Below are 15298 nucleotides of genomic sequence, written 5' to 3'. Positions count from 1 at the left end.
ACGGAAAAACAAGACGCAGCAGACGAAAAAACAGCGGCAAATTCCCTTGTTTTACAGAAAAAATGAAAAAGGGAAATATTTCTTGGGAAATCTTCCGTATTTTCGGGAAATATGCTCCTTTCGGGAAGGTGTGTGGAAAAATGACAAAGGAAGAGAAGGTTAAACAGATTCTTTTCTTATTGCAAGAACAATATGGCCCAACAAAATGCTATCTGGATCATGAAAATCCATGGCAGTTACTCGTTGCCACCATTTTATCGGCACAGTGTACCGACGAGAGGGTAAATATCGTTACAATGGACTTATTTCAAAAATATAAATCGGTGAAGGACTTTGCAGAAGCCAATTTGAAGGAGTTGGAAAACGATATCCACTCTACCGGTTTCTATCATAACAAAGCAAAAAATATCATTGCCTGCTGTCAAAAGCTATTGGCCGAATACAACGGTCAGGTGCCTTCAGACCTGGAAGCATTGACGTCCTTGGCCGGGGTTGGGCGCAAAACCGCAAACGTTGTGCGGGGCAACTGGTACGGCATTCCAAGCATTGTAGTGGATACCCATGTAAAACGCCTTTCAAATTTATTGGGATTGACGAAAAACCAAGACCCGGTTAAAATCGAATTTGATTTAATGAAAATCATCCCAAAGGAAAATTGGATTGCAATTAATACCCAGCTAATCGCCCACGGCAGAAAAATTTGTATCGCAAGACGGCCAAAATGCGCCGAATGTCTTTTACTGCCCTATTGTACAGGTGGTCAAAAGCAGCAAAAAGAAAAATAATATTTTTATAAAAATGGAAACAATAATTTTAAGGAACAAAAAATCTGATTGGAGGATTACTCAATGAAACAAAAACTTCGATATTTTTGCATGGCTATGATCGCAGTCATGGCTTTTGCCGGGTGCAGCAACAAGGATAGCGACACCGCCGCATTACTGGAAAAAGCGCAGCAAAAAATGACAGAAATAACAAGCCTTCAGGCAACAATGACCATGAACGTAAAGATGACCATGGGCAGTGAGGAAATTTCCACCGTCACATCAGCCGATATTGCCGCTTTTGTGGAGCCTTTAAAAATGAAACTGGACGTATCGTCTTACATGGAAAAGGATACTGACCAAAAAACCATTATGGAAATGTATGTGCAAAAAAACAAAAATGAGATTAACGTATTTTCAAACGCAGGCACCGGCTGGGTTCAAACAACCGCAGAAGATAGCAGCCTTGGTCAATTTCAAATCTATGATAATATTTCCGGCTACCTTTCGGCAATCGACAGTCCTGTAAGCAAGGGAACAGAAAAAATTGGAGACGTTTCAACGGTTCGAGTGAAGGGTATTTTAAAAGGCGAAACTATGGAACAAATTATTGAGGAATCCGGGTTACTATCCTCAGCCCAAAGCGTAGGAATCTCCGAAGCACAGTTAAAGGAAATGTATAGTGAAATTGACGGGTTGCCTCTTACCTTGTGGATTGGCGAGGACGGCTTGGTGTACCAATATGAAACGGATATTAAAAAGCTCATTCAAGTGGTAATGGACAAAACCATTGCATTAATCGGTGCCGATCAATTTGATGAAGATATGAAGATTTCCGTGCAGTCTGCAAATATTTCCGTTCGCTGCAATGAATTTGATAATGTAGAAGATTTTGAAATTCCTGCTGAAGCCCTTGCGGCTAAGCAATGATAACCAATAACTTCTTTTTAATTTTGAAACGGCAGATTTCTGCTGATCTCTGCCGTTTTATAAGCAGTGTTCGTTTTGCCTGGGGCTTATTGTATAAAAAGCCTCTACCCCCTTGTTTCATCAGCAAAACCGGATAAAAACTGATTTTTCTCCATAGGCCTCCTTTAGGACTTCGTTCATTCCCATTTATATATGTATGAAGTCCATTGGGGCAAACATGGCTGAATTAGCACTTCTTGAAAAACAGCGCTTTTTAATTTTTTGAGATCATCTAAAAAATATGTATAAAAAACAATTTTGGGGTCAGCTTATATATTAGAAGTTTTTGTAGATTTCAAAAAGTTTTTCTAAAATAAATTTGGAAGCAGGATTTAGAGCGCTTTTCGATTTCAAAATGTTTTTTCATAAACTAATTTTCTTTTATATTTCGAAAAAAACTCTCCACCTAATTTTTATCTATACAATCAAAAAAAGTCTTTTCTTCATTTTAGCGTTGGCTTAAGCCCCTAAAAAACAGGATTTATAAAGGGTTGTCATATTTTTAAAAAACTGTCCCCTTAGTGTACACTTTAGGGTATTTGCTTTTTAATTCTCCAAAAAAAATTTAAAGAAACTGTTGACTTTCCATTCACTGTACCAGATAGACTAAAATCAGAGTTAAGGAAAGCACTTAACAAATCAAACAAACAACATACATAAATTTAAAGGAGGAATTCTCAATGGTAGGTAAAAAGGTTGTACATCATTTAATGATGAGCGCAAAAGACGGTCACTATACTGGCAATTTGGTAAACGGCGCTAGAATCGTTAATCAGTGGGGCGACGTTGGTACAGAATTAATGGTTTATGTTGATGGTGACATCAGCTTGTTCTTGGGCTACAAGGACATCGAATTCACAGCTCCTGTTTACGTTGGTGACTTCATGGAATACCACGGCTGGATTGAAAAAGTTGGTAACCAGTCCTATGCATGTAAATTTGAAGCATGGAAAGTTGCTCAGATGGTTGATATCACAAATCCTCAGGATACACGTGCAACAGCTTGCGAGCCTCCTGTATTGTGCGGCACTGCAACAGGCAGCCTTTTCATTGCGAAAAAAGATCAAAGAGGTCCTCAGGAATCTTCCTTCAAGGATGCAAAGCACCCTCAGTAAGTTTTTGGTGACATTTTCGAAGGAGCGGATATCAATCCGCTCTTTCTTTTTCACCAAAATTCACAATTTTTATCGTTAATTTGCTCATTATGTAAACAGAGAGGATGAATAACCATGGATAGACCGTTGGAAGGTATTCGTGTGCTTGATTTAACACAGGCTTACAGTGGCCCTTTTTGCACGATGAATCTTGCTGATCATGGCGCAGAGGTAATTAAAATTGAACGCCCTGGCGCCGGCGATCAAACAAGAAGCTGGGGCCCTATGGAAAACGATTTTAGTGGCTACTATGCCTATATTAACCGCAATAAAAAAGGAATTACATTAAATCTCGCCTCTGAAGAGGGAAAGAAAATCTTTACAGAACTGGTGAAAACCGCTGATGTGGTTTGTGAAAACTATAAGGTTGGCGTTCTCGAAAAATTAGGGTTTTCCTATGAGGCATTAAAGGAAATTAATCCTCGCATTATCTATGGTTCCATTAGCGGGTTTGGCCTTACAGGCGATTTGGCTTCCCGCCCCTGCTATGACATTGTTGCCCAGGCTATGAGCGGAATGATGAGTGTAACAGGCTTTGCTGATGGCCCCCCTTGCAAAATCGGCCCCTCCGTAGGTGACAGCTATACTGGAGCTTATTTGTGCATGGGCGTTTTGATGGCGCTGTATGAAAGAGAAAAAACCGGCGTTGGCCGTCGTATTGATGTGGCAATGGTAGATACCCTATTCTCTACAATGGAGAATTTTGTAGTGGAATATACCATTGCTGGAAAGCACCCCCATCGTGCAGGTAACCAAGACCCCAGCATTGCACCTTTCGATTCTTTCCATGCAAAAGATGCAGATTTCGTTATGGGTTGCGGCACAGACAGAATGTTTGCAGGCTTATGTAAAGCAATGAGTAAAGAAGATTTGATCGACGACCCACGTTTTAAAACAAATTTGGATCGCTGCGAAAATTATTTGAAGGATTTAAAGCCTATTATTGAAGAATGGACACAAACAAAGACAGTTGACGAATTGGAAGAAATCATTAGCAGCTTATCTATTCCTTTTGGCCCAATTTATACAATTCCAGAAATTGCAGAGCATGCCTTAACGAAGGAAAGAAATATGCTTTGGGATGTTTATCAGCCAGGAATGAATACAACCATTCGTATCCCCGGTTCTCCCATTAAAATTCATGGTGAAGAAGACAAAGCACAGAAAGGCGCCCCTATCCTCGGTGAAGATAATGTTGCGGTCTACTCCGAAGTTTTAGGTCTTTCCGCAGAAGAGATTAAGGCACTAGAAGAGAATAATGTTATTTAATGCCTCAAAAAAACAGCGTGATGAACCATCGTTTTCTGTTGAGCCATTTTTGCCGTTGTGGTATACTGAGGAACAAGACAGTATATTTCATAGCGAAAATGCAAGGAGGGGCGATTTTATGTCCGATGGAAACAACTATTATTCGATCGGAAAAGTCTCTATTCTCTGTAATGTTCCCATTAAAACGCTACGCTACTATGACAAGATTGGCCTTTTGGTGCCGGAGTATCGAAAATCCGACAGCAATTATCGATACTATGCTCAGGATCAGATTTTAACCTTATTCATTATCCGCAAGCTACGGCATTTAGGTATCCCCCTGAAGGATATCAAACAAATCGTTTGTCAGAAAAACGCAACGGCTATGGGATCCTGTATCAAAGAAAGATTGCTTGAAATCAGCAGTATTATAGAATCTCTGAACAACCAGTATGCGGAGGGGCAGCTTTTGCTTGACCGACTGGAAAAGGGATATAATATTCTTGAAACAGGGCAATCCAACTGGTCAACAGAGGGGATTCGCGTCGAGGAAATTCCCGCGCGCAACGTATTGTTTACAAGACGCGTTAAAAAGAATTACAAAAATAGTGACGTTTCAGTGGATCGGTGGTTTGAATTATTTGAAATGGTATCGCAGCATAATTTGCGTATGGTTGGCTCCGTTATTTTAACTTACCACAACAACCCTTTGGAGCAATTTTTCAAAACAGATTGTGATTTGGAAATTTGTATTCCAATTGATGAAACCCGAGAGGATTTGCCGGAGTTTAAGCAGTTTGGCGGCTTTAAGGCCGTAACTGCCCTGCACATCGGGCGTAATGACGAAATTATACAAACCCATATCAAAGCAATAAAATGGCTGAATCAGCAAGGTTATAAGACAGTTGGCCCAATTTCGGAAGAATACATTATTTCTCCGGTAGATATTAATAACGAAGAAAATCACATTACAAAAATTATTATACCCATATTCTAATTTACATTTTGGGTGCTAAAAAAGACCAGAGGGCTTCTCTCTCTGGCCTTTTTTATTATACAAAATCCATACATATAAGCAAGCCAATTAGATCAAGGCTAATTTAAATAAGTTTTTTTACAGACAAGTGAACCATAACTTTTACAAAGCCAGCAAAAATTCCAGCGCCCCTCTTTATAAAATTGGACATTTACAATTTATTTACAGCTTACTTCTTTCGCAGCATTTTTAAAATGGTTTCCTAGACAAATCTTAAGTCTAAAATTACATTTGGAAAACATTCTCTTCTGCTCTTTTCAAGCCTAAAAAAACTTGTTTCATTTCCCCTTTGAAATGAATTTTGTGAAGCACCCCTATAATTTTACAAGTAATTCAATAAATTTTAATAGTTAGTATTAAACTTATGGGAGATTTTTTTTTACCAATTTAAAAAGCTTGTTTTTAGAAAAAAAACCGAAAAAAATGTTATTCACATTTTTCTCTGTTTAATTCCGACAATTTTTTTTCAAATGCTAAATGAAATTTAGTGCAACTAAATTATTATTTGAAGATTTTAAAACAATCCTCTAAATGGATACTTTTTTCCTTCTACAACATAAAACAAAAAAATATTGAAAAAAATAATTGTTGACTATACCTTAGATAGATGCACTATATTTAAATTGACTTATAGTATATCACTAAAAAAGATGAGATTTGAATTATTTTTTTATTCATTATTTTGTCGTTTTGAAAAATAATTGTATATCCGCGGATACATTATTGTGAAATTCTATAAAACCAGGCCTGCATTGGCTTTTTTGACACCAAGCTGAATTCCTTTGGCTTCGTTAAACAAAAATCCTGAGGATCTGGCAGGTCATTGTTGTGGCAAAATCACATAGTACTTATCACATGTCACCCTAAGCAATTATTTGTAATGGCAATTTTTAAACTGTTTTTATGAAAGGTTTGAAAGGATAACATCAAAGGAGGTTATGCTTATGTCTGGAAATAAACAGCAACAAGAAGGCGCTTTTAAAAAGGACTTACGCAAAATTGATATTTGGTCATTGGCTTTAGGCGCAATTATAGGATGGGGCTGCTTCGTTATGCCGGGAACATCCTTCTTGCCAAAAGCAGGACCGCTTGGTTCTATTTTAGGATTAATGCTTGGCGCAATTATTATGTGTATTATTTGTTTCAGCTATGGTTACATGATTCGAAAATTTCCTCTTTCCGGCGGAGAATTTGTTTACGCCGACGCTGCTTTTGGAAAAAAACACGCTTTCATCTGCGGATGGTTCATTGTTTTGGCATATTGGTCGCTGATTCCTTTGAACTCTACCGCATTGGCTATGATTTCACGTTATATTCTGCCAGGGTCCCCTTTGCAGGTTGGTTATTTATATACCATTGCAGGTTGGGATGTATATCTTGGAGAAATCGCATTGGCTTATGCATTTATTATTGGTTTAGGTATTGTAAATATGCGGGGTGTCAAGAGTGCTGGTTGGTTCCAGACTTTAGTAGCAATTTCATTGTTTGCTGCGGTACTGTTTGCTTTGGTCGGTGTATTATTGACAAAACCTGATTTTAACAACTTAAAGCCTTTCTTCTTGGAAGGGCAGCCAAAATTTTCCTCCATTCTGGCAGTGCTGGCCTTTGCTCCTTATTGTTTCGTAGGCTTTGACTGTATTCCTCAGGCTGCCGAAGAATATAGCTTTTCCCATAAGGCAGCATTGGGCTTAATGGTTGGTGCAATTTTGGTTGGCGGCATTATTTACTCAGCCGTTGTATTTATTACATCAGTTGTAAATCCTTGGGCGCCTATGTTGGCTGCAAACCCTGACTGGGCAACTGGCGAAATGGTTTTAAAAGCAATCGGTTATATCGGTGTTTTCTTTATCGGTATTGCAATGCTTTGTGCAGTCATTTCTGGTATGAACGGTTTCTATATTGCATCCAGCCGTCTGCTGTACTCCATGTCTTACGCTGATGCATTACCTAAAAAATTTGCACATTTGACTCCACAAGGCACACCAAAAAACAGTATTCTTTTTATGATGCTTTTGGCCTTGATTGCACCTTGGTTTGGTCGTCAAGTATTAGCATGGATTGTTGACATGACTTGCGTTGGCGCAGCCATGGGCTTTACATATACCTGTGCATCTGCAGCAAAGATTGCAAAAAGAGATGGCGATAAAGGACAAATGTGGATTAGCATCTTAGGTATTGCAGTTGCATCAATCTTCTTGATTATTACTTTCATCCCTGGTATGCCCGGTTTCTTGTCCATACCTTCTTTCATTATTCTAGGTGTTTGGACTGTATTGGGAATTATTTTCTACTTTTCTATCAAAAAGCATTATATTTATGGTAGATGGAAAGGCATTCCTGTATCAGAAATTTTATACACGAAAATGAAAGAGGACAGAAAAATCTAAGCTTTTATCTTGAAAACACAAGATATATATCTAATCACTCTTTGAACGCAGCCTTCCCTCTTAGCGTTCTGCCGGTCAAAGAAGTCCGCCAAGTGCGGACTTCTTTGTATTAAGCCATAAAATTCACTGCAAAAAACGTTAATTACCATACCTTTGGGCATTCTTCAATGACGCAGAAAAACCCGATTTTAGCTAAACGAACTCGGGTTTCCCCACAGGCTTTTCCCTTTTGCGGCTTTGTTATTTTTTATCCAAAGTGGGAACGCTCCCTTTATTGCCAACCTTTAACCCCAGCAACTCAGCAATATCCCTTGTCTTGATATATGTCACACCATCCTTGCGAATCATATCAGCCTGAAATTCTTTTCCATCTATTATAATTTTCCCCTTTTCAACCATTTCATCATCCTCCATCTTGTACAAAATATAATCCATCAAAAGCCAATGGGTAAAATTGTTTTTGCTTAAGGGTACCTCTCGTACACCGTAAGCCGAACCATCTGCCCCAATATAGTAAGGAACATTTTCTTTCATACCTGCAAAAATGCCTACATGCCCTCGCATCCAAACCAAAGCACCAACGGGGGCATTTTTTATGGTATTAATAGGCTCTTTGTGAATTGCATACTCAAATAACTGAGAAGAACTAAATATTTTTCCCGTTGCCCATGAAATCAATCCCGAACAATCCACACAAACGCTACCAACCTTTTTTTCATCACTATCCCAAACAAGCTTTTTTCCGTACAATCTCTGTAGATAGTTAAAGTTCGCCTGGGTCATGATTGCCCCTTTCATGCCATAAACATAAGGTGTTCCCAACTTAGAACGAGCAAAATCCACTAATTCCTGTCCCGTCATACTGCTTCCCCCTTTACGACCTCTTGAATTGCTTTGTTCTGTGTCAATAACATCCTCATTTCAATCAATGCAGCATCCACCCATCCCGAAAACAATTCAAAAGATACAGCCTTGGTGAAATACGGGAATCTCGCAATAAATAAATCCCATACATACCTTAATTTTAATTGCCCCGTGCCGCTCCCTAGCTCCTTTTCCGCTTGGATACAGGCATACAACAGCCATTCCTTAATCATTTCAACCTGTTTTTGTGTTGGCAGCTTGGAAAAATCATATGCAACGGAAACTCCTATCACTATAGCCGCAATACCTACCACCAAGATAAACCAATTTTCAATCAGCCACATCATTGTTATTCCCCTTTCTCATATCCTCAACAAATGTCTCCTTTTCTTCCCTTTCCCGTTTTTCTTCAATTAAGCGAACTCTTTCTTCCTCCCTCGTTTCTTTAAACGACTTCATAAAATATCCTAGCATTACCGTAATAATCTCAGTGACAACGGTAATAGACAGTGTTTCGGCTATCTGCTCCCGTCCCAAAAACGCAAGAAGGTAAGAAAGCTGCAAATCAACCAAAGCAGTGATAAATATCCACTTTACTGCTTTTTTGGAGAATGTTTTTCTCATTCTTCTTATAACAACCGCCCCCCGCTAAGCAAATACCCAACCACTGCCCCCACAACAACAGTAATTCCCCGCTCCACCATGCTTTCCCACCGCTTAGCAGGCTTTTGTGCAAGTATTTTTACGTCCGCTTTGATCTCGCCTACATCCTCCTTGATATACTCTTGTTCTTTTTGCATCACAGAAAAAGCATTTGCAAGCTGTTCAAGGTTGTCCTGACGTTCCTCCACCTTGTCCAGTCTATGCTTGTTACTCTTGCTTCGTGCATCTACCTCCACCAATTTCTCCGAAATTTCATCCTGATTCATTGCCCTCACCCCCTTACGTCGCCAAATTTCCATTTGCATCAATTATGCTTGTATAGGTACCGTTTACCCCGGTGCTGCTATACCTTAATCCGTTACTTCCAAAATGAAATACCTTCGTTGCATTTGCTGTGGAAGTACCATCCACGCAGATATAAAGACCGTCGGTGTTGATTGTGGCCTTTCCGTTGATTATATTGAACACCTGTTTTACCTCGGTACTCGCACTTGTAGCCGTCGCAAGGCTTTTTTCTCCGCTGGTAATGGATGATGTCAAATCGGGTACAAAATCGCCCAATTCCACGCTGTTGTACCGCTCAAGTAAGCAATCCCATTCATATGAGATAACCTTGGCTTTCTTGTGGAATCCTATTTTTACATTGGAAACCGTCACCACGTCCCCCAGCCACACCTCTTCCAAAACAGCATATTCTTTGTATTCCTCCGTTTTAGAAAGCATCTGAAAATCAGCTTTGATATTTACTTTTGGCAAGTCACATCCACCGTCAAATAGTTCCTGTACAGCCGCAGGAAGTTGAGCTGCAGTCAAACTGCTGTCCTCAAAAACATAAATCTTGGGATACTGGTAATTGCCGATATATGGGCTATCCCGATACAACCCCGACATTGCCACGCCATTTTTTCCATAGGCGTATATTCTTGTGGCGACGTCTGAAATATCTTCGCTGACTTCCAAACCCACAAGGTTTTTGCCGTATCGAATGGCAACGCCCCGATCCTGCCCGATGGAGGTTTTCATGGTTACGGTAAAGCCATCCCGTAGGATTTCGCCGCCAAATGTCTTGACAAAACTGCTTGCATCATCGTCACCATTTAATAGGATAGAAATAGGATTTTCTTTGCTTGTTACGACCGTTCCTGTGCCGCTCATTGTTGTGGATAGTGTAAATGATTGGGTGAATACAAAAGCCGCTTGAATAGCGTTTAAAATGGCTTGGGGCGTACCTGTTACATTGACGGACAAGCAAAGGTTATCCAGCAAATCATAAAAGATATGACGAGCGTTTACCGTTATTCCGTCCATGTCAGGCCTAACATGATAAATCCGAAACGGCTGTTTCCCCCTCGGCGTGGATGCATAAATAATCCGCTCCTTTTCAAGCTTCTCCCACTTCCCCCATTCGTCATAAGGGTGTTCCATTTCCAACTCATAAATGCCGTTTAATTCCTCTGTGACACTACAAAGGCTCGGAAGTAATGCTCCCAAGCCTAAATTATTAAATGATGTGCTATTTTTTTCGTGTATGGTAATCATCAAATCACCTCGTATTCCAACCCTGTAATTAGCTTGTATTCTTCGGCTACTAATCTTCTAGCCTTGACAAATTTTGCTACATCACTAGCAGAATACAGTCCCATATCGTAATACCGTTTTACAATCGCATACATATTTACACCTCCAATTGTCCTAGTAAAATTTTAGCCATAACCGCATCTTGCGCCCCTTGATTATCCAGAATCGACATTTGGTTCAATAACAATTCGGCTTGCAGAATATCTTGCTCCGTTGGCTGCGGTTCTGGTTCTGGAATAACAGGCTTATTCGCTTCAAATTCCTCCTGTGTAATTTCTGCCAATTCCTCTGACGGAGTATTACCGATGGAATATTTCAAAAACAAATAGCCATCAAAATAATAACTTTCCGTGTATGCACACCCACTTTTAATTACAGGCGGCTCATTTCCTTGTTTTTTATAATACATAACTCCCCCTCCTCTATTCGTACAGGGCATATGCTATACCCACATTTGCGCCTGCAGTTCCGCTTACCACAACAACAAAAGAATCCTTAAACGGCATAACTCCAGTCGAATAACTTGGCATTTGGGAACTGCTGGGAGACGCGTAGAATAGCCCATCCACGCTCGATGCTACAGACGGCTTATAAATATAGTTCGAACCTCCAGACAAGCTTGAATATTCAACTCCGTCAGCGATAACTGTTACATCTGTAAGCGTGCCTTGCAATCCATAAAATTCCCCTGCACCAGATACAGATAAAATGATTTTTGGAGTGGTACCAGGAGGAATAGTTGCTATTAATTTTTTATAAACTTTGTACTTTTTGACACTAAGCAAGCCATTCAGTTTCCCCATTACCGTCCCTGCTGTTGTCGTGCCACCTGTATCGGTAGTTTCGCCTAAGCGGTCAATAACCCCTTGCACGCTTGCTTCGGACAAAACAGTGTTGAGCAGTGTGGTCAAATCGGTATCCAAATATTTAGCCATATATTCTAGCATCTTCCAAAAGGTATCAACGTTGCGCTCGGTTGCAATCGTGCCTTTTTTACCCATATTTTGTACCATATCTGTCATTAAATCATAGGCTTCGTAAAGGTTCTGGTATAGCACAACCAATGCACCGTATTCATTACTGCTTTCGATTGCACTAGAAGAAATAAGGCTTTTTACAACGTGAATTTTAAACGGCAAAGACTGTAAAATCTGTACGTTATCATGATAAATTACAATTTGCACCGTCAAATCGTTTGCAACTGCCAAGGCTTGATCCGTCAATTCAAACTGACACCGACCGTTTGCGGCTTCGGTAATTGTGCCATCGTTGTATATTTCCGTTCCGTCGTGTTTTGCGCCGTAAATCCTCACATCATGCCCCGTTAGGTCAATGGGTAATCCGTTGTCCAATAAAAACACATCTAAAAAACGGCTGTTGCTATCATTTTGTACCGCTGTAATAATGTCATTTGTTTCTGTTCGCACATCAACATACAGCTTGTTAAAAACTTGTGCCATGTTATAACCACCTCCATTTTGGGATTATTTCCACCTTTGTCACGTTCCCTGTCCAACTAATTGTGTTCTGTCCGACCTCAAACCTCGGAAAATCCATAGCAGAATATTTATTATTTGCGTTTGCAGTCCCCTTGTAGACTTCCATCATTTCACTATCGATGGTAATGTAGCCGTCAACCCCCGTCAGACCGTACCCGGTACCGTTTATGGTCAATGTAATGTTGCCTGTGCCATAAACGGTTATGGTTGGTTGGGAGTAGACGGTGCCTTTGTTGTTGATTGTGGTCGGGGCTGTCAATATCACGTCATCAGCATGGGAAATGACGGCGTTCACAGAATATTTGAACGGAAATACCTTGAATTGTACAAGAAACGAATTGTACAAATAAATCACATCAGAAATGGCGATTGCATTGCTGATTCTTGCCTTGTATAATTTATCCGGTTCCGTTGATACTATCAAATCCCCACTGCCGTCCAACCACACCGCTAACTCTGAAAGCCTTGCCGCCCCCCTCTTGCCGCATTCAATTGAAAGCGTATACGGTTCGTATGTATTTTCATCTATGGTCAATACACCGTTTCTGCCGGGGATAGTGACCTCCTGTTCTCTGCGTTGGGGCTTCACAATGTCGGGCATAGCGGAAATCAATATTCCATAGTCTTTGCTGTTTTTACCTTTAAAAATAAAAAAAGGCTCCATAATTACGCCCCCCCTGTCGCTGATACTTTTTGTTTGCGGTAGAATTCGGCCTCTTGCAATAGGCTTGAAACAGAGCCTCTGCCGTCATTTACTATTTTTTCAATTTTCAAGATAAAGTCGCCGCCATTGATGGTGGAACTACTCCAGATATTCGAGGTATTTTTCTGCAAAACACTTTGTGCAGCTCTATTTTGCGCCTGCCCAATGTCCTCCATCATACAATCTGTATATCTTTGCATTTCAGATGGATCATAGGCATCCTTCATCCCCTTTACCACACCTTGGGTGATGGGTGCGCCTACCTCCCGTGCCGCTCTTTTGGAAGGACTTGCCGTTTCTGTAGCACGCTTTAGTTCAGCAATAATGGCATCTGCAATACTTCTTGCAGTTGAAACGGCCTCACTTCGCCTACTTTCCATGCCGTTGACAACGCCTTCCATGGCATCCACACCAACACCTTGACAAAGAGCAGGAATATCGCTCAAAGCTTTTTCCATTTCAGAAGTAAAGTCCTCTTCCAAGGCCTCCAGTTCCTTCTCGTAAAACTTAGCCGCAATTTCCTTTACCAAATCCTGCTTTTCATCCCATGCCTTTGAATACTCTTCAAAAAACTTATCGCTTTTGGAAAGCAGTTCCTCCCCGAAAGCCATTCCATCCTCAACGCCCATCCCCAAAACTTCATTAAATAAACCCGGGGAAATTCCTTTTTCCCGAAGCTTATCTAGTATTTGGGCATATTTCTCCAACCCTTCAATTTGGCGGTCGATTTTTTCAAGCTGTACCTCACCATCTGCGTCAAAGGAAAACAACTTTCCATAGCCTGAAAGCTTTTCTTCCATGCGCTGCCTTTCCTTAATAATAGCATCGTATTGCTTCTGCGCCACCTCGGTAATGCTCTCAATTTTTGTTGACACCAGCTTATAAGCCTCATTTGTGCCGTTATTGATTGCGTCCTTATAAACCGCCATTAATTCCTTGGCAGCCTTCCTATATGCCGGGGCTGCTTTTTTATTTGCCTCAGCAAAGGCATTCACGTTAGCATCAACCTGCCAACCCATGCTTGAAATAGCCCCAGAAGCCGCTTCCGCCATGCCCTCCTTCATGAACTTTAAGTAAAGACTTCCCAATTCTTTATAGGAAGTAGCCCCCATCTTTGCCTTTAGAAGAGATGCCTCAGAAATAGAGGCCACTGTTTTTTCCAGACTGCTCATGGATTCTTCTATCACAAAAGCCCTTTGAATCACACCGTTTTGGGCTAGATCCCCAAGCTGCAAAGCCTGCTCTGTAATCTTTTCCAGACCATTGCTAACCGAGGCCGCAAACAAAGAAAGGGTGCTTGCCGAACTAAGGAAGGAGGACGATACCGCCTTTGCACTAAGGTTTGCTAAGTTTTTTAAATCAACAACACCCTTTTCAAACCCCGTTTCATCTACTTTTGTTCCAAATGTCAAATATCCGTCGTAATTGTATGCCATTTTTCTCACCTCTTTCCATATGAATTACAATACCCCCGTTAAATCTCCCCCCAACAAAAGAGCATTTTCAATAGCCGCAAGCTTTTCTTCCTCACCCTTGGAAGAAGGAAGACGATATAACGCTTTCATCCTGCGATAAAACTCCCTTTGCTCCTTTCCTATGCTCTCAGAAATCTCCATGGAACGATAACCCATAATTTTGCAAAATGCAGTATCCTTTCCCAATCCTTGAAATAATGCCCGAAATTTCCACCAGTGAAGCTGCTTTTCTTGGGTTAAATCCATGCTGTATTGCTCCAAAAAAGCACTGTAAATATAGGCAGCATCCTGCTCAAAGGAATAAATCCTCTCCTGTTTTTTATGGGTTCCATTTTTTTTGAAATTCTTTTCCTCTTCCCCTAAGCGGTAAAACCATTGAATGCCCTCCAAAGCCATTTTCCAATTTTCTGGAATAACGGGATAGAATAAGCGTAATGCAAGAAGGGGCTTCTCAGCCCCTTCCACATCCTCATCTAGCATTAATAATTCATACAATATCCCAACCCGAAAATCCCATCGAATGGGATATTCCTTCTCGTCAATCCACAGCTTTTGGGGCAGTGCATCAATCAAGAGGTTCATAGACCTTCAATCCTTTCCACGTCATAGGGGGATTTTTTTCTCATAACATCAATATATTCCTCCACCAAATAAGTATAAATATCCCTGTGCAGTACAATGGTATCCTCTCCTTGAAAAATATTATGAACTCCTTCAGAGCAATCCAGAATCTCTCCGATTGCCCTTTTCAGCACTGTTTTTTCCTCGTTTTGCATTTCATGGAAGCATTCCGCCTGCCCTAAATCGCCTCTGTCCTTATTCTCAATTTGTTCAAACTCGCCTTGAACCTTTTTAAAAATAAGAGCAATAGCATCTCTGCCAAAATCCACTGTATATCCTTGCCCCAAAATATGAACCTCGCGTTTGGTTTCTCTTCTTAGAAAGCTGCTCATAACAA

Annotated in this window: 18 protein-coding genes; 6 read left to right on the top strand and 12 right to left on the bottom strand. The window is 40.5% G+C overall.

Annotated elements, in window-relative coordinates; all coding sequences use genetic code 11:
* Positions 1–140: 140 nt before the first annotated feature.
* From nth to CLNEO_RS03835, 6 genes are all read left to right on the top strand, one after another.
* Positions 141–785: an endonuclease III gene (gene nth, locus CLNEO_RS03860; protein ID WP_066085753.1), complete on the top strand. Its 645-nt coding sequence runs from the start codon at positions 141–143 to the stop codon at positions 783–785.
* A gap of 63 nt (positions 786–848) precedes the next feature.
* A complete protein-coding gene (locus tag CLNEO_RS03855; RefSeq protein WP_066084750.1) occupies positions 849–1694 on the top strand; it encodes a DUF6612 family protein in 846 nt (281 codons plus the stop codon).
* A gap of 719 nt (positions 1695–2413) precedes the next feature.
* The gene (locus tag CLNEO_RS03850) at positions 2414–2848 is read left to right on the top strand and encodes a hotdog fold domain-containing protein (RefSeq protein ID WP_066084747.1); all 435 of its coding nucleotides are present in this window, start codon (positions 2414–2416) and stop codon (positions 2846–2848) included.
* Positions 2849–2962: 114 nt separating this feature from the next.
* The gene (locus CLNEO_RS03845; RefSeq protein ID WP_066084744.1) at positions 2963–4156 is read left to right on the top strand and encodes a CaiB/BaiF CoA transferase family protein; all 1194 of its coding nucleotides are present in this window, start codon (positions 2963–2965) and stop codon (positions 4154–4156) included.
* Positions 4157–4274: 118 nt separating this feature from the next.
* Positions 4275–5132 (top strand): MerR family transcriptional regulator, encoded by an 858-nt coding sequence (locus CLNEO_RS03840; RefSeq protein ID WP_066085750.1) that lies wholly within the window; start codon positions 4275–4277, stop codon positions 5130–5132.
* Positions 5133–6115: 983 nt separating this feature from the next.
* Positions 6116–7558, top strand: coding sequence for an APC family permease (locus CLNEO_RS03835; RefSeq protein WP_066084742.1), 1443 nt, complete (start codon positions 6116–6118; stop codon positions 7556–7558).
* 240 nt (positions 7559–7798) lie between these two features.
* On the opposite strand, the gene CLNEO_RS03830 is transcribed toward CLNEO_RS03835, so the two are convergent.
* The 12 genes from CLNEO_RS03830 to CLNEO_RS03780 are packed head-to-tail and all read right to left on the bottom strand — an operon-like array spanning position 7799 to position 15293.
* Positions 7799–8419, bottom strand: a complete 621-nt coding sequence (locus tag CLNEO_RS03830; RefSeq protein WP_066084739.1) for an NlpC/P60 family protein — start codon at positions 8417–8419, stop codon at positions 7799–7801.
* On the bottom strand, positions 8416–8769 hold the full coding sequence (locus CLNEO_RS03825) for a hypothetical protein (RefSeq protein ID WP_066084736.1): 354 nt from the start codon (positions 8767–8769) through the stop codon (positions 8416–8418). Before CLNEO_RS03825 ends, CLNEO_RS03830 begins: the two co-directional genes overlap by 4 nt.
* On the bottom strand, positions 8753–9046 hold the full coding sequence (locus tag CLNEO_RS03820) for a hypothetical protein (protein ID WP_066084733.1): 294 nt from the start codon (positions 9044–9046) through the stop codon (positions 8753–8755). The genes CLNEO_RS03825 and CLNEO_RS03820 overlap by 17 nt, the downstream gene beginning before the upstream one ends.
* A 5-nt stretch (positions 9047–9051) precedes the next feature.
* Positions 9052–9351 carry a hypothetical protein gene (locus CLNEO_RS03815; RefSeq protein ID WP_066084731.1) on the bottom strand — a complete coding sequence of 100 codons (300 nt, stop codon included), beginning with the start codon at positions 9349–9351 and terminating at the stop codon, positions 9052–9054.
* 13 nt (positions 9352–9364) lie between these two features.
* Entirely contained in the window at positions 9365–10624 is a 1260-nt protein-coding gene (locus CLNEO_RS03810; protein ID WP_066084728.1) for a phage tail spike protein, read from the bottom strand.
* Positions 10624–10758 carry an XkdX family protein gene (locus CLNEO_RS15265; RefSeq protein WP_083531822.1) on the bottom strand — a complete coding sequence of 45 codons (135 nt, stop codon included), beginning with the start codon at positions 10756–10758 and terminating at the stop codon, positions 10624–10626. Before CLNEO_RS15265 ends, CLNEO_RS03810 begins: the two co-directional genes overlap by 1 nt.
* A 2-nt stretch (positions 10759–10760) precedes the next feature.
* Entirely contained in the window at positions 10761–11072 is a 312-nt protein-coding gene (locus CLNEO_RS03805; RefSeq protein WP_066084725.1) for a hypothetical protein, read from the bottom strand.
* A gap of 13 nt (positions 11073–11085) precedes the next feature.
* Positions 11086–12123, bottom strand: a complete 1038-nt coding sequence (locus CLNEO_RS03800) for a BppU family phage baseplate upper protein (protein ID WP_066084722.1) — start codon at positions 12121–12123, stop codon at positions 11086–11088.
* Between the two features lies 1 nt (position 12124).
* A complete protein-coding gene (locus CLNEO_RS03795) occupies positions 12125–12826 on the bottom strand; it encodes a distal tail protein Dit (protein WP_066084717.1) in 702 nt (233 codons plus the stop codon).
* Between the two features lie 2 nt (positions 12827–12828).
* Complete coding sequence (locus CLNEO_RS03790; protein ID WP_066084714.1) at positions 12829–14301, bottom strand: hypothetical protein; 1473 nt, start codon at positions 14299–14301, stop codon at positions 12829–12831.
* A gap of 24 nt (positions 14302–14325) precedes the next feature.
* Positions 14326–14922 carry a bacteriophage Gp15 family protein gene (locus CLNEO_RS03785; RefSeq protein ID WP_066084710.1) on the bottom strand — a complete coding sequence of 199 codons (597 nt, stop codon included), beginning with the start codon at positions 14920–14922 and terminating at the stop codon, positions 14326–14328.
* The gene (locus CLNEO_RS03780; RefSeq protein WP_066084707.1) at positions 14919–15293 is read right to left on the bottom strand and encodes a hypothetical protein; all 375 of its coding nucleotides are present in this window, start codon (positions 15291–15293) and stop codon (positions 14919–14921) included. The genes CLNEO_RS03785 and CLNEO_RS03780 overlap by 4 nt, the downstream gene beginning before the upstream one ends.
* Positions 15294–15298 lie beyond the last annotated feature (5 nt).

Source organism: Anaerotignum neopropionicum, assembly GCF_001571775.1.
Taxonomy (GTDB): Bacteria; Bacillota; Clostridia; order Lachnospirales; family Anaerotignaceae; genus Chakrabartyella; species Chakrabartyella neopropionicum.
Note: the sequence above shows the minus strand (reverse complement) of the source record. Positions and strands in the feature narration are given on the sequence as shown.